The sequence below is a fragment of the Oribacterium sp. C9 genome, from assembly GCF_002007235.1.
In the GTDB taxonomy this organism is placed as follows: Bacteria; Bacillota; Clostridia; order Lachnospirales; family Lachnospiraceae; genus Oribacterium.
The window spans coordinates 96486-121148 of the sequence record NZ_MUHW01000011.1; the positions used below are offsets into that span (position 1 = coordinate 96486).

The 24663-nt window shown below is 43.7% G+C and carries 17 protein-coding genes and 1 tRNA gene; 15 read left to right on the plus strand and 3 right to left on the minus strand.

The genetic code is table 11. From position 1 onward, the window contains the following. Positions 1–54: 54 nt before the first annotated feature. From BXO88_RS08505 to BXO88_RS08535, 7 genes are all read left to right on the plus strand, one after another. Positions 55–1392, plus strand: coding sequence for a hypothetical protein (locus BXO88_RS08505; RefSeq protein WP_139355550.1), 1338 nt, complete (start codon positions 55–57; stop codon positions 1390–1392). 11 nt (positions 1393–1403) lie between these two features. After that, on the plus strand, positions 1404–2192 hold the full coding sequence (locus BXO88_RS08510) for a response regulator (protein ID WP_078037316.1): 789 nt from the start codon (positions 1404–1406) through the stop codon (positions 2190–2192). Positions 2193–2512: 320 nt separating this feature from the next. Then, a complete protein-coding gene (locus BXO88_RS08515; RefSeq protein WP_078037317.1) occupies positions 2513–3355 on the plus strand; it encodes an SDR family oxidoreductase in 843 nt (280 codons plus the stop codon). A gap of 176 nt (positions 3356–3531) precedes the next feature. Further along, complete coding sequence (locus BXO88_RS08520; RefSeq protein ID WP_078037318.1) at positions 3532–4581, plus strand: 3-deoxy-7-phosphoheptulonate synthase; 1050 nt, start codon at positions 3532–3534, stop codon at positions 4579–4581. 253 nt (positions 4582–4834) lie between these two features. After that, a complete protein-coding gene (gene tyrS, locus BXO88_RS08525; RefSeq protein WP_078037319.1) occupies positions 4835–6055 on the plus strand; it encodes a tyrosine--tRNA ligase in 1221 nt (406 codons plus the stop codon). Between the two features lie 168 nt (positions 6056–6223). Then, on the plus strand, positions 6224–6748 hold the full coding sequence (locus tag BXO88_RS08530; RefSeq protein ID WP_078037320.1) for a hypothetical protein: 525 nt from the start codon (positions 6224–6226) through the stop codon (positions 6746–6748). Between the two features lie 67 nt (positions 6749–6815). Continuing rightward, a complete protein-coding gene (locus tag BXO88_RS08535; RefSeq protein WP_139355551.1) occupies positions 6816–8627 on the plus strand; it encodes a DUF5722 domain-containing protein in 1812 nt (603 codons plus the stop codon). 223 nt (positions 8628–8850) lie between these two features. On the opposite strand, the gene BXO88_RS08540 is transcribed toward BXO88_RS08535, so the two are convergent. Continuing rightward, positions 8851–9375, minus strand: coding sequence for an S-ribosylhomocysteine lyase (locus BXO88_RS08540; RefSeq protein WP_078037321.1), 525 nt, complete (start codon positions 9373–9375; stop codon positions 8851–8853). Between the two features lie 213 nt (positions 9376–9588). On the opposite strand from BXO88_RS08540, the gene BXO88_RS08545 reads away from it, so the two are divergent. Beyond that, entirely contained in the window at positions 9589–10869 is a 1281-nt protein-coding gene (locus BXO88_RS08545; protein ID WP_078037322.1) for an SPFH domain-containing protein, read from the plus strand. 131 nt (positions 10870–11000) lie between these two features. Here the strand turns inward: BXO88_RS08545 and BXO88_RS08550 are convergent. Then, positions 11001–11073, minus strand: a tRNA-Arg gene (locus tag BXO88_RS08550). Between the two features lie 302 nt (positions 11074–11375). Between BXO88_RS08550 and BXO88_RS08555 the strand changes: the two genes are divergently transcribed. Then, entirely contained in the window at positions 11376–12236 is an 861-nt protein-coding gene (locus BXO88_RS08555; RefSeq protein WP_078037323.1) for a MurR/RpiR family transcriptional regulator, read from the plus strand. 285 nt (positions 12237–12521) lie between these two features. Here the strand turns inward: BXO88_RS08555 and uvrB are convergent, their stop codons facing one another. After that, the gene (uvrB, locus tag BXO88_RS08560) at positions 12522–14519 is read right to left on the minus strand and encodes an excinuclease ABC subunit UvrB (RefSeq protein ID WP_078037324.1); all 1998 of its coding nucleotides are present in this window, start codon (positions 14517–14519) and stop codon (positions 12522–12524) included. A gap of 313 nt (positions 14520–14832) precedes the next feature. Here uvrB and leuB point away from each other — a divergent pair, with 313 nt between their 5' ends. The 6 genes from leuB (at position 14833) to ftsH (ending at position 24560) form a co-directional block, all read left to right on the plus strand. Beyond that, positions 14833–15927 (plus strand): 3-isopropylmalate dehydrogenase, encoded by a 1095-nt coding sequence (leuB, locus tag BXO88_RS08565; protein WP_078037325.1) that lies wholly within the window; start codon positions 14833–14835, stop codon positions 15925–15927. A 257-nt stretch (positions 15928–16184) separates the two neighbouring features. After that, entirely contained in the window at positions 16185–17267 is a 1083-nt protein-coding gene (gene serC, locus BXO88_RS08570; protein WP_078037326.1) for a 3-phosphoserine/phosphohydroxythreonine transaminase, read from the plus strand. Between the two features lie 10 nt (positions 17268–17277). After that, positions 17278–18447 (plus strand): phosphoglycerate dehydrogenase, encoded by a 1170-nt coding sequence (locus tag BXO88_RS08575; RefSeq protein ID WP_078037327.1) that lies wholly within the window; start codon positions 17278–17280, stop codon positions 18445–18447. Between the two features lie 288 nt (positions 18448–18735). Next, complete coding sequence (locus BXO88_RS08580) at positions 18736–20727, plus strand: sodium-translocating pyrophosphatase (RefSeq protein ID WP_078037328.1); 1992 nt, start codon at positions 18736–18738, stop codon at positions 20725–20727. 213 nt (positions 20728–20940) lie between these two features. Next, positions 20941–22230, plus strand: a complete 1290-nt coding sequence (locus BXO88_RS08585) for a DUF1015 domain-containing protein (RefSeq protein WP_078037329.1) — start codon at positions 20941–20943, stop codon at positions 22228–22230. Between the two features lie 194 nt (positions 22231–22424). Then, positions 22425–24560, plus strand: coding sequence for an ATP-dependent zinc metalloprotease FtsH (gene ftsH / locus BXO88_RS08590; RefSeq protein ID WP_078037330.1), 2136 nt, complete (start codon positions 22425–22427; stop codon positions 24558–24560). Positions 24561–24663 lie beyond the last annotated feature (103 nt).

Consider the following 24663-nt stretch of genomic DNA (forward strand, 5'->3'; position numbering starts at 1 on the left):
AAGAGATAGACAGCAGTAGTTTTTTCATTTACGTTGGAAATGAGGGGTGTAACATTGGAGCAGTATGATAATAAAAAGTTACAAAAGATCGGAAAAAGCAGAACCCCATACAGAAATCTGAAGAATTTCAGGAAAAGCATAAGTGAAGATATAAAGACCCTTAAGACAAAGGATATAAACTCAGCCATGAATATGTTCATGGAGGTCATGAAATATCCGATTATATATGTGCTTTGTATAAATCTCACCGATTATCTGGGAAAGACATTGACCCGGGGAATGGCTGAAGAGGAGTTTTATACCGGTAAAGGGAATATATATCATCTTCTTGGAAATATTTTGTTCCTGTTCGTTATCACTATACTTTTACGGAGCAGAGGGAGATCCTTCAGATCTCAGTTCAGCCTGTTCAGGGATCACAGACTGCTGTGTCATGCGGGTAAAAAGAACCTGAAAGCTGATATAAAGGCAGCTGCAAAGAGATGTAAAAGGATTTTCAGTAAAGGGATTACGGCTAAGAGCGTAAGAGTTCAGTATCTGATGCATTTTTTTGCAGGAATTACTCTTGGACTTATGTTCATGGGGATATTCCTTTTGGCAACCGACAGCAGTCAGTATATCCGATGCTTAAATGATGCGGGTCTCATCTTCAGGGGAAGCTATGAGCTTATTGGACTTTTAACATTTGTCTTTCTGCTTCCTTTTATCGAAGAACTTATATATCATGCAAATAATATGACAGTACTGAGGAAGGATGTTACCGCTTTTACCGCTTCTTTCATGGTTACTGTACTGTATATGTTGTTTCATAAAGGAAAGACCTTTGCAGTACTGTTCATTCCTGTGATGTTTCTTATCAGTCTCGTATTTGACAGGACCCAGAATACACGACATATAGGGGATTATGTTTCGGGAAGAACTTCAAAAAGTCAGGCTGCAGGAACAGCAGCTAAGGATAAGATCATATCCATAAAAGACAGAGTCGGAAAAAACAGAAAACTCAGATTTAAAGAAAAAAGCACAGACAGGACTCTGCATCTTGCAAAGAACGGAGATGTGAGGATCGATGGAAACATTGACATAGAAGTTCATACCGCAGAGGCGGTCAACGATCTAGGCGGGATCAAGGATACAAATAAGGAATTCAACATAACTGATATCAGTTCGGAAAGACCGGATAGCGCGAAACCGGATATAACCTACAGCTTACTCATGAATGTGGGCGTTCATATGAGTCTTGCCGTGGGATGGGTGTTCATCAGTTACCATGAAGCTGAAGTGGGCAGGATATTCAGCAAACAGGTACTTATTTTTCTGGTTATATTCTCGGTGTTGATTCTTTATAAATTTATAAAAAAACAGCATTTGTGTGGAGTCGGTTCCACAAAGTAAGGAGTTGAAATATGCAGGTACTTGCTATTGATGACGAGAAGATAGCATTGGAGGGGCTTACCGATGTTATAAAAAAGGCTTTGCCGGAGGCGGAGGTTTTTCCTTATCGTAATGCATTAAAAGCGATAGAGGAGCTTGAGGACAAGCATATTGACATCGCTTTTCTTGACATAGAGATGAGAGATATTAACGGAATGCAGTTTGCCGATCATCTCAAAGAGCGTTTTCCGAAGATCAATGTGATCTTTACAACAGGGTACAGTGAGTATGTGGGGGAGGCTATGGATCTTCATGCCAGTGGCTATATCATGAAGCCTGTAACCCTCGAAAAAGTGAAAAGAGAGATCGATGATCTCAGATATCCTGTGGAAAAGGCAGAAGAGAAAAAGGATGTGCTGAGGGTTCAGACCTTTGGTAATTTTGAAGTACTCAAAAACAACCAGGTGCTTCATTTTCAATACAATAAGACAAAAGAGCTCTTTGCTTATCTGGTGGACCGCTGTGGTGCCCTTACAAGCAATGGCGAAATACTTGGAGTTCTGTGGGAAGATGATGCAAATCCGGAAAGAAAGGCTTCATATCTTCAGAATCTCAGAGCTGACATGATATCCACACTTACTGATGCAGGCTTTCCTGATGTTATAGTCCGTCAGAGAGGAACCATAGCCATAGTGCCTGATAAGATCGAGTGTGACATGTATGAGTGGAAAAAGGACAGGAAAAATGCAAAAAGCAGGTATGCGGGAGAGTACATGAACCAGTTCAGCTGGGCTGAGTACAGTAAGGGTGCACTGGAGTGATAGGATGAAGCCTTAGCCCTGTTTACGTACATATAATCAGCTTGAATACTCACTGTAGGTCAGGCAGTGATTTATCGAAGAAGAGTGGTCGTTTTTACGGCCACTCTTTGTTTGTGAAAAAACAAACGAGAAATGGCGGAATTTAGCCGATGAAAGGGCTTACATAGTAAAAGGTTATCTGCTATAATGCAGAAGATCTGTTGGATCACAGAGAGTGATTCTCATGTGAATAGACTATGGAATATGAAGCCTTTCATGGATGAGCAGAATGTATGCCATAAAGTGAAAGCCTTGATATCCGAAAGACGAGGAGAAGAATTATGAATTTACCATTTAAGATCGACCTTTCAGGTGAAGTGGCGGTTGTAACAGGCGGTACAGGGGTTATCGGCGGAATGTATGCAAAGGCGCTTGCTGCATGCGGGGCAAAGGTAGCTGTTCTCGGAAGAAGTAAGGAGAATGGTGATAAGGTTGTTTCAGAGATCGAGGCTGAGGGTGGAGAAGCCATGGCTGTATCTGCCAATGTTCTCGAAAGAGACAGTCTTCTTGCTGCCCGTAAGGAGATACTCGATAAGTGGGGACATATAAACATCCTTGTTAACTGTGCAGGCGGCGCTGTCAAGGCAGCACAGGTTCCTCAGGATCATTTCCATGAGGCTGAGGATGGTGCAGAGACCTTCTTCACAAAGGATCTGGAGAATGTCCATAAGGAGCTTGATCTCAACATCTACGGAACCATGCTTCCTACTCAGGTATTCGGCGAGGTTCTGGTAGGTCAGGACAATGCTAACATCATAAACATTTCCTCTATGTCAGCATACCATCCACTCACAAGAATTCCGGGATATTCTGCAGGTAAGGCAGGAGTTGCAAGCTTTACAGAATGGTGCGCTATCTATTTCGCAAAGAGCGGCATAAGAGTAAATGCAGTTGCTCCGGGCTTCTTCCATACAACTCAGAATCATGCTCTTCAGTTCAACGAGGACGGAACACCTACTCCGAGAGCAAAGCATATCGTAGATGCTACACCTATGGAAAAGTTCGGTGATCCTGAGGATCTCGTAGGAGCACTTCTCTACCTCGTAAGTCCTAAGGGCTCAAATTTTGTAACCGGTGTGATCCTTCCAGTAGACGGTGCCTTCCATATTTATCAGGGAGTATAAGGTTATATTATATATGCCCTTTGATTACTTGATTTTATAGTTTCATAAGTCTATACTTCAAATTATGCGGCCGGTATATGCGGAGTTTCGTACAGGAGCAAGCGTTCCTGCACGAAGCATTACAGGTCCAAGGGAAGGGTAGATATGAAGACCCTCGCATAAAAAGGAGAGTAACTATGGGATTTGAATTCAGGACAAAGCTTCCGTCAAGTGCGGAAATCAGAGAGCAGATTCCTCTTTCAGCCGACCTTGCAAAAATCAAGGCAGAGCGTGATGAGGAGATCAAGGCTATTTTCAGAGGAGATTCAAAGAAGTTTCTTCTCATTATAGGACCATGTTCAGCGGATCATCCGGATCCTGTACTGGATTACTGCAACCGTCTTAAAGAGGTGCAGGAGCAGGTAAAGGACAGCATCATGATCGTGCCCCGTATCTATACAAACAAGCCTCGTACCACCGGTCAGGGCTACAAGGGTATGCTTCATCAGCCGGATCCTGAGAAGGAAGCCAATGTTTTAGGCGGTATAGCGGCTATCAGAAAGCTCCATATGGAGGTTCTTTCACAGACAGGCATGTCAACAGCCGATGAGATGCTTTATCCTGATAATTTAAGATATCTCAGCGATATCATGAGCTATGTGGCTGTAGGCGCCCGTTCAGTCGAGAACCAGCAGCACAGACTCGTGGCTTCGGGTATAGATGTTCCTACTGGTATGAAGAATCCTACATCAGGGGATTTCGGGGTTATGCTTAATTCCATCTATGCAGGTCAGCATCCTCATGATTTCATTTTCAGAGAGTGGGAGGTAAAGTCAGACGGAAATCCTTATACACATGCAATCCTCAGAGGCTCACAGTCAAAGCACGGTCAGATGATGCCTAACTATCACTACGAGGATCTCAAGCTTCTCTACAATCTCTATACAAAGAAGGAGCTTATGTATCCTGCTGTAGTCGTTGATACAAATCACTGTAACTCCGCAAAGAAGTACAAGGAGCAGCTTCGTATATCCCAGGAGGTCATGCATTCACGCAAGTATTCTACAGAGCTTGCTCGCTTCGTAAAGGGACTTATGGTTGAATCCTATATCGAGGAAGGAAGCTGTAAGGTTGAGGATCATATATACGGAAAGTCCATCACAGACGCATGTATCGGATGGGAAGATACAAAGAGACTTATCTCTAACGTATATGATTATATCCAGATCACTAAATTTGATGACTGATGTCTCTTTTTCGGTGAAATGGAAAAACGGAAACTTAAACAGACATTTATAGAACATAAATGTAAAACATAAAGATAAAACAGTTGATACCCCAAGTTGAATGGTTGCATTTGGCTTGGGGTATTGTATAATATGTAACCAGGGTCAAAAGGTCAACCGTAGACATTTTTGCCGTAAAATCATTGAGCCGGTTCATAGTAACGGCGCAAAGATGATCACTCTGAAAGAAAAAATAATAAGGAGAAACAATTCGATGGGTGTTTATGAAGAATTAGTAGCCAGAGGCCTGATCGCTCAGGTCACAAATGAGAAAGAGATCAAAGAGCTCGTTAATAACGGTAAGGCTACTTTCTATATTGGTTTTGATCCGACTGCTGATTCTCTGCATGTTGGACACTTTATGGCGTTAACTCTTATGAAGAGACTTCAGGATGCAGGAAATAAGCCTATCGCCCTTGTAGGCGGCGGTACCGGTATGATCGGTGATCCATCAGGACGTTCGGATATGCGTTCTATGATGACCATAGAGCAGATCGATCATAACTGTGAGTGCTTCAAGAAGCAGATGAGTCGTTTCATAGAGTTCGGTGAGGGCAAGGCTCTCATGGTAAATAATGCCGACTGGCTCAGAAATCTCAACTTCCTTGATTTCATGCGTGAGATAGGACCATGCTTCTCAGTCAATGACATGCTTCGTGCAAGATGTTACGTTAACCGTATGGAGCAGGGACTTACATTCCTTGAGTTCTCTTACATGCTCATGCAGGGATATGATTTCTACCGTCTCTACAAGGATTATGGATGCAACATGGAGTTCGGCGGAGATGACCAGTGGTCAAACATGCTTGCAGGAACCGAGCTTATCCGTAAGAAGGAAGCAAAGGATGCCCATGCACTTACCATCACACTTCTTACAAACAAGGAAGGAAAGAAGATGGGTAAGACAGCCAGCGGCGCTGTATGGCTGGATCCTGAGAAGACCTCACCTTACGAGTTCTATCAGTACTGGAGAAATGTTGACGACGCTGATGTTATCAAGTGCCTCAAGCTCCTTACATTCATTCCTCTTTCAGAGATCGAAGAGATGGAGAAGTGGGAAGGTGCCGAGCTTAACAAGGCTAAGGAGAGACTTGCTTACTCTCTTACAGAGCTTGTACATGGAAAAGAGGAAGCTGACAAGGCTGATTCAGCGGCAAAGGCTATCTTTGTAGGCGGCGGTGACAGTGAGAACATGCCTAAGTACACTCTTAAGGCAGAGGATTACAGAGACGGTGCCATCGATATCTGCGGTATTCTTGCAGTTTCAGGTCTTGCAAAGTCAAGATCAGAGGCTCGTCAGAATGTTCAGCAGGGCGGTGTTCAGGTCGCAGGTGAGAAGGTTACAGATATTAAGACATCTTACACTGCGGAGTATTTCAAGGATGGCGTTGTTGTACAGCGTGGAAAGAAAAACTTCGTAAAGATTTTCTCATAAGATACATAAATTGTAGGTTGTCTTAAGTTTAGTTTACATATAGGTGGATTGGGTTGTCTCAATCCACCTTTTAATTTATAATGCTATTGTACAAAAGATTAAATTATTCTACGATTCGTAGTTTTTTACTTTTTATCATGAAGTCTTAAGAAGGAGCTTTGTACATTCATGCATTTGAAAAATACCATAAGGTGTATGCTTGCAGCAGTAGGGATGGTAGTGTCTCTCGGTATACAAGCATTCGCTCAGTCAGGTGTTAAAGGGGTTGGAGTTACCAGTCCTATTCAGATAGAATTGGACAGCGACTATATCATTTCAAAGGTGAACGACCCTGTAACCAAAAAAGATAAGCCTGCCTTTATAGTATCCGAGAACGCTGTATTTCACTTTGTTTCAGAGTATTACAGTGAAGCTGATGTGATTTTTTATATCAACGAATATGAAGCTGATCAGGACAAAGGATCACGAAACAGGGTTTTGAAAAAAGTGGTAAAGATGGGCGAGAGCATTACCATGCTTCCTGAAGATGTTTACGATAAGGGCGTTATGGATGGCTCTGCATACAAGTTTACAGAGCGCTGTTATAGCGTAAGAGTTTGCTACGGACCAAATAATCAGAATACTGAAGATTTTTATTTTGGTCTTGTGGATGAGGATACTTTCGAACAGATTGCCAGTTCGATAGATCGCTGAAAACGGAACTACACATGAGGATATACATCCTTTTGTGTAGTTCTTTTTAAAAATGAAAGGAACATATATGTCATACAGTTTAAGTAAAAAAAGCATATTTACCATTCTTTTGGCAGGTTTCATCACCATGACAGCACAGACTACCGCTTTCGCTGAGGTTGTGGCAAATGGAGTTGATGTGAATGCAATAAAGGGACCCACGGCAGGTACAGAATCTATAGTCTCACAGAGTACCGGAGCAGGACCTGTAGCAGGAGGTTCAGTCACAAATTACAGCTATAAGATCGATTATACAACCAAGGCTTCTTTAAACGCTTCAACAGTAGTGTCAGGATATGCCAGGGTCGAGAAAGCAGAGCTGAATCCATATGATCCCACAAAGATAAATATTACCATCGATGCCTCTTCACTTATGGGACAGGTGGGTGAAGTATATCTCTTTGATATGAAGCCCTACGAAATGGATCTCAGCAATCGAAGCGATTATCTCATATCGAGAAGCATAGGAAACGGGAAAATCATTATTACGGTGGATCTTTTCAGAGAGGATGGAAGTAACAGACTGTATGATGCATTTGTTCTCGCAGTTCCACATAATGACGGATATTATATTGTTTCAAACCGATGCTACATATCAAATCCGGAGGCTATAGCTGCTGATCAGAGCCCTGCTCTGAATCTCGGTAAAAAAGGTCTGATGGTAGATCCAAATATCATTGACGATGCCATAGATCTCAATATCAAACATGCATTTATCGCCATAACAACAAGTCAGCTTTTCGGAAACGGAATAAATTACAATTTTGAGGGAAAAACCTATTCCTTTGATTCAGGTCTCATAAATCAGCTGGATCAGGAGATAAACAGACTTAGTGCAAGCGGTATCGCGGTCACAGCCGGTATAGTGAACGGATGGAATGTTCAGTATCCGGCTCTCTACAGGCCGGGAACTGCCGTACAGTCTCAGGATGCGGCACTGTATTATGGTTTCAATGTTGAGACCGAGGAAGGCTTCCAGATGGTGAAGGCTATAGCTTCCTTCCTGGCAAACAGATACAACGGTCATAACAGTCATGGCAAGATAACAAACTGGGTAGTGGGCAATGAGATCAACAACCAGTTCTGGAATTATGTCGGAAATTACGGAGTAGAGGAATATACAAGGATCTTCCAGAGAACCTTCAGAGTATTTTATAACGCCATCAAATCTGTTTCCGCCAATGACAATGTTATGTTCTCACTGGACTACTACTGGACTATTCCTACAGAGTCCGGTTCTGTGAGAAAGTATGCCGGAAAGGATGTGCTTGACACCTTTGCTTCTCTCGATGAGGAAGAGGGAAGAACCAACTGGGCACTGGCCATACATCCGTATCCGTACCCTCTGACTGATCCGGTTTTCTGGGATGATGAAAAGTCAAACAAGGTTACTCAGGATGTGACAACTCCAGTGGTAAGTTACATTAACTTAAGTGTGCTTACGGACTACATGCATAACAGTCAGATGCTTGACAATAACGGTGGCGTCAGAAACATTTTCATGACAGAGCAGGGCTTCAGTTCTATAAAGAATCTAAGCAGAGATGCCCAGACAGAGCAGGCTGCGGCGGTTGCATACGGACATTATATAGTTGAGAACAACCCGGATATAGATGCATATATGCTGTCACGTCAGCTGGACAATGCAGGAGAGACTAAGGATGGTCTTTACTTTGGGCTTTCAACCACCGGATCAGATGGTTCCCTTGTGGCAAAGCCTGCGAGAGAAGTATTTAAGTACATAGATGATCCGGCTCAGTCCCTTCAGGTTTCAGAGTTTGCAAAGGCTGTCATAGGAATAAATGACTGGCCGGATGTCATACCCGGATTTCATTTATAGAGAAACAGGGAAAAAGTCGAAGAATGTGGAATGAATAAAGCTGGATATCATGTATGAGAGTTCATGCAGAGGATTCAGATATGAAAAAGCTTCAGAAGGTGAATTCAAACCTTCTGAAGCTTTTATTCTTTGAATACATATGACCGGCAGCAGGTTGAATATAAATCAGACTGCCGTGGAAAGCTTTTACTATGTAAGTACAGGTTAGGATGATACCGTAAGATCAGGAATCGAAGAACTGGCGTCCGTTGTCGGTAACGAGTCTTTCTGTCTTAGGATACTCATAGATAGAAGCATTGTCCTTGTTTTCTGCAAGATACTTTGCAAATCTCTCTGCATACCACTTAGCCATGGGAAGATTATGCATGAGGCTGTTTCCGCAGTTCTCAGGAGAAGTTCCCGGAACCTCCGAAGAGTCCTTTACAGAATCAAAGGCTCTGAAGAGAAGATCCTGAATCTCCTTCGGTGCACGATCTCCCTTCAGGATGAGATAGAAGCCTGTGAGGCATCCCATAGGTCCCCAATAGATAACCTCGTTTTTCCAGTCAGGGTCGTTTCTGAGGAAAGTCGCGATAATATGCTCAAGTGAGTGCATGGCTGCAACATCAATTGCAGGTTCAACATTGGGCTTTGTGACTCTTATGTCGTAGGTTGTTATCTTTGATCCTGATACATCATCAACTCTGCTGGTGAAGATGCCAGGTACGATCTTTGTGTGATCAACGGAAAAGCTTGGAATCAGATCCATATCAATCCTCCTTTAAGTAATACTTCGCTGTGCGCGTTCGCTTTTGACATTATATCATAGGGGATTGAAAATATGATTGTTCTTCCGAAAAACAAAGAAGATTTATTCTAAAGTAAATATATTGAAAGTAAGTTTTATTGTTAGTGTATAAAAATTAGTCTATAATATTCCTCAGGAAAACTAGATTTTTAATAGTTTAGAGGAGGAATTTTTATGGGACTTTTGCAGGTTGCCAAGGGAGCGCTTGAAACTGTTCTTGCCGATCAGTGGCGTGAATATTTCTATTGCGACTCACTGAGCGAGAATGTTCTGATGAAGAAGGGAACACCTCGAAAATCCAAGAACAATTTCAATACAAAGGGTTCAGATAACCTGATCACGAACGGTGCAGTAATTGCAGTAAATGAAGGTCAGTGCATGATCATCGTTGATAACGGCGCAATCGTGGAATTCAGTGCAGAGCCAGGTCAGTTTGTATGGGATTCTTCAACAGAGCCGACTATTTTTTATGGCGGCTTAGGAAAGGGTATCATAGATTCGTTTAACCAGTGGAAGAAGAGAGTTGCATTTGGCGGCGATACAGCCACAGATCAGAGGATCTATTTCTTCAACACCAAGGATATCATGGGAAACAAGTACGGAACCCAGAATCCTATTCCTTTCCGTCTCATAGACAGGAACATCAATCTCGATGTTGAATTCGGTGTACGCTGTCATGGTGAGTACAGCTACAGACTGTCAGATCCTATCCTTTTCTACAAGAAGGTCTGCGGTAATGTTACAGACCAGTTCACTCGTGACCGTATCGATTCACAGCTTAAGTCAGAGCTTCTAACAGCTCTTCAGCCGGCATTTGCTGACGTTTCCGCAAAGGGAATCCGTTATTCCGAGCTTCCTGCACACGCAGACGACATAGCAGAGGCTCTCAATGTACATCTTTCAGAGAGCTGGGGCAGAAATTACGGTGTAGAGATTTCTGCATTCGGACTCAGCTCTGCAACCATATCAGATGAGGATGCACAGAAGATCCAGACACTGCAGCTCAATGCTACACTTCGTGATCCAGGTATGGCAGGTGCTACCATAGCCGCAGCTCAGGCACAGGCAATGAAGGATGCTGCGAACAACACCAGCACAGGTCCTATGATGGCATTTGCAGGCATGAACATGGCGAGCATGGCGGGTGGAATGAATCTCAATAATCTTTACGGAATGGCTCAGCAGAATCAGATGCAGCAGGGTCAGATGCCACAGGGAACGCCTATGGGTCAGGCAACTCAGGCAGTTCCGCAGGGAGTTGTCGGGGCAGCAGGAGCTGAGGCACCTAAGATGCAGGCAGGCGGATGGACATGTGAGTGCGGAAGCAGCAACAATGGAAACTTCTGTACAAACTGCGGTAAGCCGAGACCAAAGCCGGCTAACTGGTTCTGTCCTGAGTGCGGAACAGAAAATGGTGGAAATTTTTGCACAAATTGTGGAACAAAGAGACCTTGATAAGTCTCGTGAATTAAATAACCTTTGTGATGATTTAAATAAAAAGATGCGGTTTCTGAGTGAACTGCATCTTTTTTGATATGCATTATGTCAAGAAAAAATCCTGAATCACAGGATTCAGGATCTCTTTATGTTCCTAGACGGACTCGAACCGTCACTACAGGCGTCGGAGGCCTGCGCTCTATCCTGTTAAGCTATAGAAACAATTAAATTATATTTTCAACTGTTCAATTATAAGATATTAAGATCAAAAAGACAAGCTGAGTTTGAGAGTTGAAGGATTAGCAACTGCGAATGATGTAAATCAGCCTGTTATTATTGTTTTGACTTTGTAAAAAATAATTTTTGTATGAAAATGATAGGAGAATAGGGTTTTTAAGAGAGATAAATGAAAGTGATATTTTTTAATATTCTTTTAATTGAAACTAATTTTCGTACATGTTATCATAAAGCAAGAATAGTTCGTTTTTTTGGTGTGTTTTTTGACACTTTGAGAGGAGAAAGCGATGCAGGAGGATTACATTACTAAAATTCGTTCAGCATATAATCAGTTTACAAAGGCAGAGAAAAAGGTTGCGGATTATATATTGGCAAATCCCAGACAGGTGCTTTTTATGTCTATTTCTGATCTTGCAGAAGCCTGTGATGTTGGTGATACATCGGTTTTCAGATTCTGTAAGACCATGAACGTTAAGGGATATCAGGAGTTCAAGATGATGCTGTCCCTGAGCATGAGGTCCGGTGATTCTTCACTTTCCGCCACAGAAGATAAGACCATAACATTGGAAGATGATATTGCAGAACTTGCGAAGAAGGTTCTTTCAGAGAATATTTCCGCCATTCAGGAAACTTATTCTCTTATAGACAGTAAGCAAATGACAGAGGCTATGAATGCTCTTACTGATGCGAAGAGAATAGTCTTTTTTGGTGTAGGTACGTCAATGCTGACAGCTATGAAGGCTATGAACAAGTTCCTTCGTATAGAACCTAAGGTGGCATGCAATATGGATGCACATATGCAGCTTATCATGGCTTCTACGCTTACGAGCAATGATGTGGCTCTGATTTTCTCGTATTCGGGTTCTACCAAGGATACCGTTGAGATCGCCAAATTTGCGAAAAAGGCTGGCGCGAAGACCATAGTTATCACCAGATTCACCAAGTCGCAGCTTACACAGTATGCGGATATTCTGCTTCTTTGCGGTGCTAATGAGGGCACACTTCAGGATGGGTCTACATCGGCGGAGATCTCTCAGTTATTCCTTGTGGATGTGATGTACAGTGAGTATTACAGGAGGCACTACAAGAAGTGTAAGCCTACCTGGGACAAGACCAGAGATGCGGTGAAGGATAAGAATTATATGTGAATGTAATAATTATTTATTATAGAAAATGCGGCGGGACAGCACCGGCTCACTCGGTTGAAAGTACAGTCTGTTTGCCCTGTTCGTACCGGTTGTACTTCGTACACCCGGATACGTACAGGACTGCACAGCCAGTTCGTTCAACTCGCAAGCCTTGGTGCATGTCCCGCCGCATTTTCCTTGGTCTTGATTATCTCGTCAAAAAATCATGGATATGGCAGAAATGCGTAGTTCTCTGCATTAGCTGGTCATGCTGAACCGGTGCTGTCCTGCCACATTTAACCTGTTTTAGTCTTCTTTATTCATAGATTTTCTGATTTCTTCTATCTTGTCGCGGTATTTTGCGGCGTCTTCGAAGTTCAGTTCTGCTGCCGCGGCACGCATCTTCTTCGAGAGTTCTCTGATCAATTTGTCGAGCTCCTGATGGGTCATGGATTCGATATCTTTCTTTATGCCATGTTTATCATCGTCGATGTTTGTAGCCTTGGAGATGGCGATGAGCTCGGCAACTGCCTTCTTGATGGTTGTAGGGGTGATACCGTGTTCCTTGTTGTACTCCATCTGGACTTTGCGGCGGCGCTCTGTTTCTGTGATGGTACGCTTCATGGAGTCGGTAATGTTATCGGCATACATGATGACATGTCCTTCGGAGTTTCTCGCAGCTCGTCCGACGGTCTGAATAAGCGAGGTTTCTGATCGAAGGAAGCCTTCTTTATCAGCATCGAGGATCGCAACCAGTGCAACCTCAGGGATATCAAGGCCCTCTCTCAAAAGGTTGATTCCTACCAGTACATCAAATTTATCGAGACGCATATCTCGTATGATTGCAGCTCGTTCGAGAGTATCTATATCAGAGTGGAGATACTTTACGCGAATGTCTGCGTCCTTCAGGTATTTGGTGAGATCTTCGGCCATTCTCTTCGTAAGTGTGGTGACGAGGATCTTGTTTTTCTTTTTTGTTTCCTTTTTAATCTCGGAAATAAGGTCATCGATCTGCCCCTTTGTAGGACGAACATCGATCTCAGGATCCAGAAGGCCTGTTGGTCTTATGATCTGTTCGGCTCTCATAAGCTCATGTTCGCCCTCATAGTCACCGGGGGTTGCGGACACGAAGAGCATCTGATCCACCTTCTGCTCAAATTCTTCGAAATTCAATGGTCTGTTATCGAGAGCAGACGGGAGTCGGAATCCGAAATCAACAAGGGTGGTCTTTCTGGAAAGGTTACCGTTGTACATGCCTCGTACCTGAGGGAGAGTGACATGGGACTCATCTATGATGATCAGGTAATCATCCGGGAAATAATCCATCAGGGTGTAAGGTGGCTCTCCGGGCTGGGCGAAATTCAGGTGTCTCGTGTAGTTCTCTATGCCGGAGCAGAAGCCTGTCTCTTTAAGCATTTCAACGTCATAATTAGTTCTTTCGGAAATGCGCTGTGCCTCTATAAGCTTATCATTGTCCTTAAAGTACTGAACTCTTTCTTCCAGCTCTGAAAGTATGTTTTCACAGGCAAGATTGAGCTTTTCCTGAGGGATGACGTAGGGGCTGGCAGGGAAGATCATGATGTGTTCCATGGTGGCTGTTGCCTTCGCGGTGAGGGCGTTGATACGGGTTATACGGTCTATTTCATCACCGAAGAACTCGACTCTGTAGGCTTCTTCTCCTTCGCTGGCAGGGAATACATCAACCACATCACCCATTACACGGAAGGTGCCACGCTTAAAGTCCATGTCATTACGGTTGTACTGAATGTCTATGAGCTGTCGTATGAACTGATCTCTGTCCTTCTGCATACCGGGACGGAGAGAGATGGCCATGTTGAGATACTCGGTAGGTGCACCGAGACCGTAAATACAGGAAACAGAGGAAACAACGATGACGTCGTCACGTTCTGCAAGGGATGCCATGGCTGAGTTTCTGAGTTTATCGATCTCGTCGTTAATGTCGGAGTCCTTTTCTATATATGTATCAGTTGAAGGTACATAAGCCTCAGGCTGATAGTAGTCGTAATAGGAAACGAAATATTCGACGGCGTTTTCAGGAAAAAATTCCTTCATTTCCGAATAGAGCTGGGCTGCCAGAGTCTTGTTATGGGAAATGATGAGTGTAGGCTTTTTTACAGCCTGAATGACATTCGCCATGGTGAATGTCTTACCGGATCCTGTGACACCGAGAAGGGTCTCGAATTGATTACCCTCTTTAAAGCCTGAGACCAGTAGGTCTATGGCATGGGGCTGATCACCTGTGGGAGCGTAGTCTGAATGTAATTTAAAGTCGTGATGTTCCATTATTCCATCCTTTTATAGATTCAAAAAACGGTTTATGATTCTGGCTTTTTTGCGGAATCCCGTATTCACAGAGAAACCATGAGATCAGATCTGTGAAACGAGATCTGTGTAACAAACATAATAGCATATATATGTTGGTACATACAGATTGATATATACACGATCGCGGAAGCTTTCATCATATTCGCTGGAAAGGTGATAACAGTCATATCGTAAATATATTTGTGTTGTCAGAATAGCTCTGTAATATAATATACATGGAAGTTATGACGAATTAATATATATGACCGCTCGAAACAGAGGAGAAAAAATTATGAATTTTAAAATCACAACAATCCCCGGAGACGGTATCGGTCCGGAGATCGTAGCAGAGGCTCAGAAGGTACTTGAGAGGGTGGCTGAGGTATACGGACACAGTTTCACATTTGAAAAGGTTCTGATGGGAGGCTGTTCTATCGATGCTTACGGTGAGCCTCTTACAGATGAAACTATAGAAAAGTGTAAGGCAGCTGATGCTGTTCTTATGGGTTCAATAGGCGGAAAGGTCGGACAGTCGAAGTGGTACGAGCTTCCTCCTGAGAAGAGACCTGAGGCCGGACTTCTGAAGCTTCGTAAGTCCCTCGGACTTTTCTGCAATCTGAGACCTGCCCATCTTTATCCTGAGCTTAAGAAGGCATGTCCACTTCGTGAGTCCATCGCTGACAGGGGATTTGATGTAATGATGGTAAGAGAGCTTACAGGAGGACTTTATTTCGGTGAGCGTAAAACAGAGGTAGTGGATGGTGAGGAAGTTGCCATCGATACATTGGAATACCACGACTATGAGATAAGACGTATAGCTAAAAAGGCTTTCGAGATCGCAATGAAGCGTAACAAGAAGCTTACTTCAGTGGATAAGGCCAATGTTCTCGATTCGTCCAGATTGTGGCGAAAGATCTTTGCAGAGATATCCGCTGAGTATCCTGAGGTGGAGCTTGAAAATGCTCTCGTGGATTCTACTGCCATGCAGCTTGTCAGAGATCCGGCGCAGTTCGACGTAGTTGCAACAGAGAATATGTTCGGAGATATCCTTTCAGATGAAATGGCTGAGATTGCAGGATCCCTCGGCATGCTACCTTCTGCATCTCTTCGTGAGGACAGCTTCGGCCTTTATGAGCCATCCGGCGGATCCGCACCTGACATCGCAGGTATGAACATAGCAAATCCCCTTGCCACTATCCTGAGTGCCGCTATGATGCTGAGATACTCCTTCAATCTCACAAAGGAGGCTGATTCCATCGAGGATGCTGTGGCAGAAGCATTGGCACAGGGATACAGAACAGGCGACATCATGGATGACAGTGTAGAAGGACTCAAAAAGCTTCATACCGATGAGATGGGAGATAAAATAGCGGAACTGATAAAGTGATCAAAATGTATCCATCTAAATACATAAAAATATTTTATATACTAGATAAAGCAAAATGGTGCTATAGTATGGTCATGTCCGGAAGGAAAGGTAATGAATGTTAAATATAACCTGATGTTATCGAAAATCCGGAAAATTCTTAAATCATGAGTTTTTTTGAAACTCAATAATATGACGCAGGAGTCGAAATATCAATTGAAGGTATTCTTTCCGTTCAGGTTGATGTTTTGATTCAAAAAACAAAGGAGATTATGAAGATGAGCAGAGTTTACAATTTCAGTGCAGGACCTGCAGTATTACCGGAAGAAGTTCTTAAAACTTGTGCAGCAGAGATGCTTGATTATCATGGATCGGGCATGTCGGTCATGGAGATGTCTCATCGATCTAAGGACTATGAGAATATTCTGGATACAGCAGAGGCTGATTTTCGTGAGCTCCTTTCTGTTCCTGATAATTACAAGGTGCTTTTCCTTCAGGGCGGCGGAAACACACAGTTCGCCATGGTTCCTATGAACCTGATGAAAAACAAGGTGGCTGATTACATCGTTACAGGTCAGTGGGCAAAGAAGGCTGCGAAGGAAGCAGAGATGTACGGTAAGGTAAATATCGTAGCAAGCTCTCAGGATAAGACATTTTCATACATTCCAGATCTCAGTAACCTCGATATAGATGATGATGCGGATTATGTATATATCTGCCAGAACAATACGATTTACGGCACTACCATAAAGGAGCTTCCTGACACAAAGGGAAAGACACTTGTTTCAGATGTTTCTTCCATGTTCCTGAGTGAACCTATGGATGTCACAAAGTACGGTGTCCTCTGGGGCGGAGTACAGAAGAATGTGGGACCTGCCGGTGTGACTATTGTAGTTATCCGTGAAGACCTGATCACAGAAGATGTTCTTCCGGGCACACCTACCATGCTTCGTTACAAGACACATGCAGACAACAAATCACTTTACAACACACCTCCATGCTACAACATTTATGTATGCGGACTTGTGTTCAAGTGGTTAAAGGAAATGGGCGGTCTTTCCGTGATGAAGGAAAGAAACGAAGAGAAGGCAAAGGTTCTCTATGATTTCCTTGATGCTTCCAATATGTTCAAGGGTACAGTCGTTCCTAAGGACAGATCACTTATGAATGTTCCTTTCATAACAGGAAACGAAGAACTGGACAAGAAGTTTATAGCCGAGGCTTCCGCAGCAGGCTTCAAGAATCTGAAGGGTCATCGTACAGTTGGCGGTATGAGAGCTTCCATCTACAATGCCATGCCTAAGGAAGGCGTTGTAAAGCTTGTGGAGTTCATGGATAACTTTGAGAAGAACAACAAGTGAGGAGAGCGTGATGAAGGATCGTGAGATATTTTGTCTTAACAATATAAGCCGTGTAGGTACAACAAAATTCCGCAAGGGCTATACACTTGTGGATCAGATAGACAATGCAGCAGCTGTTCTGGTTCGTTCGGCAGATATGAAGTCTATGGATTTCCCTCCGACTCTCCGTGCCATCGGACGTGCAGGAGCGGGAGTAAACAACATTCCTCTTGAAAAGTGCGCAGAGCAGGGAATCGTTGTATTTAACACTCCGGGTGCCAATGCTAACGCCGTTAAGGAGCTGGTGGTGGCAGGTCTTATGCTGGCAAGCCGTGATGTCATCGGAGGTGCCGACTGGATAAAGGCCAATGCTGAAGATCCTGATATAGCAAAGAATGCCGAAAAGGCAAAGAAGAACTTCGCAGGAACCGAGATCAAGGGTAAAAAGCTCGGAGTTATCGGTCTCGGTGCCATAGGTGTGCTTGTTGCCAATGCAGCAGTTGATCTCGGTATGGATGTATATGGATATGATCCTTATCTTTCTGTAGTATCTGCATGGAATCTGAGCCAGAAGGTCCATCATGCGGCAGTTGTTGATGAAATCTATGAGAAGTGTGATTACATCACCATCCATGTTCCTGCACTTGATTCAACAAAGGGAATGATCAATGCGGATTCCATCAGCCGAATGAAGGACGGAGTTCATATTCTGAATTTTGCCCGTGACACTCTGGTTAATGATGATGATATGACCAAGGCTCTAAATAAGGGTAAGGTCAAGACATATGTTACGGATTTTCCGAATGCAAAGTCAGCCAATATGCATGGTGCAGTAGTTCTTCCTCATCTTGGAGCTTCAACAGAGGAGGCTGAGGATAACTGTGCTGTTATGGCTGTGGAAGAGGTTCAGGATTATCTCGATAACGGTAATATCCTTCATTCGGTAAACTTCCCTGATACGGATATGGGAGTCTGCCAGAGCGGAGGACGAATCGCTATCCTCCACAAAAATATTCCTAACATGCTCGGTCAGATAACAAAGGCACTTGGTGATGCCGATATAAACATTGATGGGCTTCAGAACAAATCAAAGGGCAATTATGCTTATACACTTATGGACATAGATCAGCATCTCACTGATGACGGTCTTGAGAATCTCGGTAAAATTGAGGGAATACTGAGAGTACGTAAGGTCAAGTGATTAGATCAGGATACCTGATAGTAAGAGTAGAATAGAAGAGATATAGGATAGTATGTTATAGGAAAGGGACTACATCGGTAAGTATCGATGCAGTCTCTTTTATTTATTAAAATTATTTAAAAAAGTGATATAAGCAGATTATTTATTTATAATTGATATGAGTGATTTTTTATATATCATTGATGTTTCATGTAGCCAAAAATATAATTTTATCAGCATTTTTACGCGGATGATCTATAGGATGCAGGACAGCGCATTATGGATCATCAGTAATAGGGAGGATCAAAGATGATAACATTTGACGCATTACTTTATCTTGTCCCGGTTCTTGGCTTCTGTGCATTGATATTTGCCGGTTTTCAGTCAGGACGTGTTGCCGGGGCGGAAGAAGGCAATGACAGGATGAAGGAGATCGCAGGGGCGATCTCTGAAGGGGCACATGCATTTTTACTTGCGGAGTACAGGATACTTATCGTATTTGTAGCGGTTCTGTTCGTACTCATAGGTGTAGGCATCGGCTCATGGACCACTGCAATTTGTTTTCTTGCAGGGGCCCTTTTTTCTACTCTTGCAGGTTATTTCGGAATGACCATAGCAACAAAGGCCAATGTCCGCACGGCCAATGCAGCCATGACCAGGGGCATGAACCAGGCTCTTCAGTTGGCATTTGCCGGAGGATCTGTAATGGGTATGTGTGTTGCGGGATTCGGGGTTCTGGGAGTCTCGACCATTTACATTTTTACTAAGGATGTGGGAGTACTTTCGGGTTTTTCTCTCGGGGCAAGCTCCATAGCACTTTTTGCCCGTGTAGGCGGTGGAATCTACACTAAGGCAGCAGATGTAGGTGCGGATCTCGTCGGTAAGGTTGAAGCCGGCATTCCTGAGGATGATCCCAGAAATCCTGCAGTGATCGCGGATAATGTAGGTGATAATGTAGGTGATGTGGCAGGTATGGGAGCCGATCTTTTCGAATCCTATGTTGGAGCACTTGTATCCGCCCTTACTTTGGGAATAGCAGCCTTTGCGGGCGGACAGGGAGTATTATATCCTCTTATCATTTCAGGCTGTGGTCTATGTGCAGCCATAGCAGGTTCTCTGTTCATGGGAGGAGATGAATCCAATCCTCATAAAGCCTTGAACAAGGCGAGTTATGTTGCAAGCGCAGTTGTCCTTGTAGTGGCAGTGGTATCAAGCTTACTTGTTTTTAGAGATATTATGGCGGCGGTGCCTGTGATCTCTGGTCTTGTTGTTGGTGTGCTCATAGGTATGGTTACGGAATATTATACTTCCGGTGATTACAAGCCTGTTAAGGAAATTGCAAAGGAGTCTGAGACCGGAGCAGGAACAAATATTATTTCGGGTCTAGGGGTAGGAATGAGATCAACAGCTGTTCCCATTCTTCTTATCTGTATAGGAATATTCATATCATACAGGACCATGGGGCTCTATGGTATCGCACTGGCAGCAGTAGGTATGCTCAGTACTACAGGTGTGACTGTGGCAGTTGATGCGTATGGTCCTATCGCTGATAATGCCGGCGGAATAGCAGAGATGTCAGGTCTTGACGAGTCAGTCAGAAATATCACGGATAAACTTGATGCGGTAGGTAATACAACAGCAGCCATGGGTAAAGGCTTCGCCATCGGATCTGCCGCGCTTACAGCATTGGCACTATTCGTATCCTATGCGGATTCAGTCGAGCTGGACAGTATCAACATTCTGGAGACCAGAGTAACCATAGGACTTCTGATAGGAGGCATGCTTCCGTTTATTTTCAGTGCCTTTACCATGAATTCCGTTTCAAGGGCTGCCTATTCCATGATCGAGGAAGTCAGAAGACAGTTTCATGAGGATCCGGGAATAATGGAGGGAACTTCACGCCCTGACTATAAGTCATGTGTAGGGATATCTACAACGGCTGCATTGAGAGAGATGATCATACCCGGTGTTCTGGCAGTCGCAGCGCCACTCATTACCGGAATATTACTTGGAGTTGACGCCCTCGGAGGGCTTCTGGCAGGTGCTCTGGTATCAGGAGTTATGCTTGCCATATTCATGTCAAATTCCGGAGGAGCATGGGATAATGCAAAAAAGTTCATAGAAGACGGAAATAACGGCGGAAAGGGCTCGGAAGCTCATAAGGCGGCAGTCGTTGGTGACACAGTGGGAGATCCTTTCAAGGATACTTCAGGACCTTCCATCAATATCCTTATAAAGCTGATGACAGTAATATCCCTTGTGTTTGCTCCGCTGTTCATATCCATAGGAGGAATACTGTGATCTGAGTGACAGGCGATATGGCATTTTCCTGCGGGAACTGCCACGGGCCATGACACTTATATCATTTGATAAGTTCATATTTACGATATACAATAATCAGTCGGAGGGTCTTCCTCCGGCTGATTTTTTTGGCTCGTCCTGTTGAATTTTTGTTTTATTTTCAGGCGGACCCTGTAACAAATAACAGATAATTAAGAAAGGAACAGATAGATCATGGCAGTAGTAAAACCCTTTAAGGCGATACGTCCGAACAGAGAAGCAGTCAGTGAGGTGGCAGCACTTCCCTATGATGTTTATTCAAGACAGGAGGCAAGAGAAGCGGTTAAGGGTCACCCCCTTTCTTTTTTAAATATTGACAGACCTGAGACACAGTTCCCTGAAGATTTCGATATGTACAGTGATGAAGCCTACAATAAGGCTTCGGAAATGTTAAGATCAGAGATAGAGGACGGTACATATGTAAGGGATGAAGTACCCTGTTATTATATCTATGAGCTCACTATGGACGGACGTACCCAGACAGGTATAGCAGCACTCAGCTCCATAGACGATTATCTTGACAATGTCTGCAAAAAGCACGAAAACACAGTAGAGGAAAAGGAACTTGACCGTATAAAACACGTGGACAGCTGCTCCTGTCAGACCGGTCCCATATTTCTTGCATATCGTGAAAGAAAAGAAATAACAGATATAGTAAATAAAGAGAAAAAGAAGGAAGCTCTGTATGATTTTGTCTCAGATGACAGCATTCGCCACAGGGTATGGAAGATAGCTGATGAGAAGACGGTGTCAATGCTTATGGAGGAATTCTCTCACGTTCCGTCAACCTATATCGCAGATGGACATCATCGTGCGGCAAGTGCCGTCAAGGTGGGACTTAAACGTCGCGAGGAGCATCCTGATTATACAGGAAATGAGGAATTCAATTTCTTCCTTTCGGTTTTGTTCCCGGATAATGAGCTGAAGATCATGGACTATAACCGCGTTGTAAAGGATATCAGAGGTCTTACACCTGAGGACCTTATGCTCAGCATAGAAGAGAACTTCGTGGTATTCAACGTGAAGGAGGCATTTGTACCTAAGGTAAAGGGTGAGATGTTGATGTATATTTCAGGTGAATGGTTCCTCATCAGGGCCAAGGAGCAGGTTGTTGAGGAAAGAAAGAACGATCCTGTCCGATCTCTGGATGTCTCCATACTTCAGGATCTCGTTCTGTCACCGCTTCTTGGAATCAAAGATCCGAGAACTGACAAGCGTATCGAGTTCGTGGGGGGAATAAGAGGAATCAAGGAGCTTGAGAAGAGGGTAAGTCAGTATACATACGGACATCTGATGGACGGAAGCATAGAGGAAACAGGACCTGCTGTTGCTTTCCTTATGCATCCCACAGGAATCGACGAACTCATAAACGTTGCGGATCATCAGCTTCTCATGCCGCCTAAGTCAACCTGGTTCGAGCCTAAGCTCCGTTCAGGTATCTTCATACATGAATTTGAAAGATAAAAAACTAAAGTAGTGCAGAGAATACCGTAAAAAATATCCTCGGATAATTTCTGAAAAAAATAAGAAGAAAAATACTTTTTTTGTGAAGTTATGCTTCACATCCATTTCCTTGATTTTACTTCATAGCTTCTTTATAATTAAAATAACTGTTAAAAGCAGTAAGTATAACTTCATATCAGGGGATGGAGAATTAAATGGATAATAATAACAGCAAGGGTAATGACGGAAAGAGATTCAATCATTCTAGCCAGACATTTATCATTTTGATCATCGCGGCAGTTATTACTTTCTTTGTTTACACTCTGATCAGAGGATTTTTCGTATCCGGTGTAACACAGGAGGTAAGCTATACAGAATTCATTGCCATGATCGACGGAAATCAGATTTCCAGAGTTGAGTGGAGAGATTCTGACATTACGATCTTTCCTAAGTCTACTGTGGATAAATCCAGTATCGGTGATGTTCAGAACATGGATCAGTACAGTCAGTACATCAATCAGATGAACATCCGGTATTTTGTTGTGCCGATCAATGCTGATGCCGAGAATCTGGTGGATCGCATGCTTCGTCACAATATCGAGATCTATAAGTCGAAGCCTGATAATTCAGGATACATCATGGAGGCGATGATAAGCATAGTTATTCCTTTTGTGCTTATCTTTATCATCATGAACATGACCATGCGCCGTATGGGTAACGGTGGCGGCGGTATCATGGGAGTGGGTAAGTCCACAGCCAAGATGTACATGCAGAAGGAAACGGGAGTTACCTTCAAGGATGTTGCAGGTGAGGATGAGGCAAAGGAGTCACTGGTAGAGATAGTAGACTTCCTGCACAATCCTACCAAGTATACAGCCATCGGTGCCAAGCTTCCGAAGGGTGCGCTTCTCGTGGGTCCTCCTGGAACAGGAAAGACTCTTCTTGCAAAGGCGGTTGCAGGAGAAGCTCAGGTTCCATTCTACAGTCTTTCGGGTTCTGATTTTGTAGAGATGTTCGTTGGTGTAGGTGCCAGCCGAGTAAGAGATCTTTTCAAGAATGCAACTCAGTCAGCACCCTGCATCATATTCATTGATGAGATCGATGCCATAGGAAAGACCAGAGATACACGTTACGGCGGCAACGATGAGAGAGAGCAAACCCTTAATCAGCTCCTTTCAGAGATGGACGGTTTTGATGCTTCCAAGGGAATCATGGTCATGGGTGCAACCAACAGACCTGAGATCCTTGATCCGGCTTTGCTCCGCCCGGGACGTTTTGACAGACGTATCGTTGTTGAGAAACCTGATCTCAAGGGACGTGTCAACATCCTGAAGGTTCATGCCAAGGACGTACAGCTGGATGAGACTGTCGATTTCAACGAGATCGCTCTTGCTACATCAGGTGCTGTAGGTGCAGACCTTGCGAACATGATGAACGAAGCAGCTATTACAGCTGTTAAGCATGGACGCACCAAGGTTTCACAGGCAGATCTTTTTGAAGCCGTTGAAGTGGTTCTGGTAGGTAAGGAAAAGAAGGACCGTATCCTTTCACAGGAAGAGAGACGTATAGTTTCCTATCACGAGGTTGGACATGCACTGGTTTCAGCTATCCAGAAGGATGCAGAACCTGTTCAGAAGATAACCATAGTTCCGAGAACCATGGGGGCACTCGGATATGTTATGCAGGTTCCTGAGGAAGAGAAGTATCTCAATACAAAGGCTGAGCTTCATGCGATGCTGGTAGGTTATCTGGGTGGCAGAGCTGCTGAGGAGATAGTATTTGATACTGTGACTACAGGAGCCTCCAACGATATCGAAAAGGCAACCAAGCTTGCAAGGGCCATGGTTACACAGTACGGTATGACTGAAAAGTTCGGACTTATGGGTCTGGCAACACAGGAATCTCTGTATCTCAATACCGGACGTTCTGTTATGAACTGCGGTGATGATACTGCTACTCAGGTTGATATCGAGGTCATGCGTATCCTCAAGGAGTGTTATGAAGAGGCGAAGGATATCCTGAGTAAGAACAGATTTGCGCTTGATCGTATAGCGGAGTATCTTATTGAGAGAGAAACCATCACAGGAAAAGAGTTCCTTCATATCCTTCATGACGTTCAGAAGGAGGAGGACATGAAGCTTCATCCTGAAAAGTATGTAAATGAAGCTTCAGAGTCAGGAAGCGAAACAGCTGCTTCCGATGCTGTATCCGTGAATGAAACCTCTGATTATTCAGGAGCAAAGAGCTCATCACAGGATGGAGAAAAGACTCCTTTTGAAGAAGTGAGAGCAATGTATGCCGCTCAGGATGTTACTGAACAGGCAGAAATGGATGAAAAATCCGGGAATTAAATAGATTCAGATAAGATATGAAAGTGTCAGGATTCAGTATCCTGGCACTTTTTGTTGTATGGCGGGCATGCCGCCAGTCTGTGGTGAAAGTCCACGTGGGGCG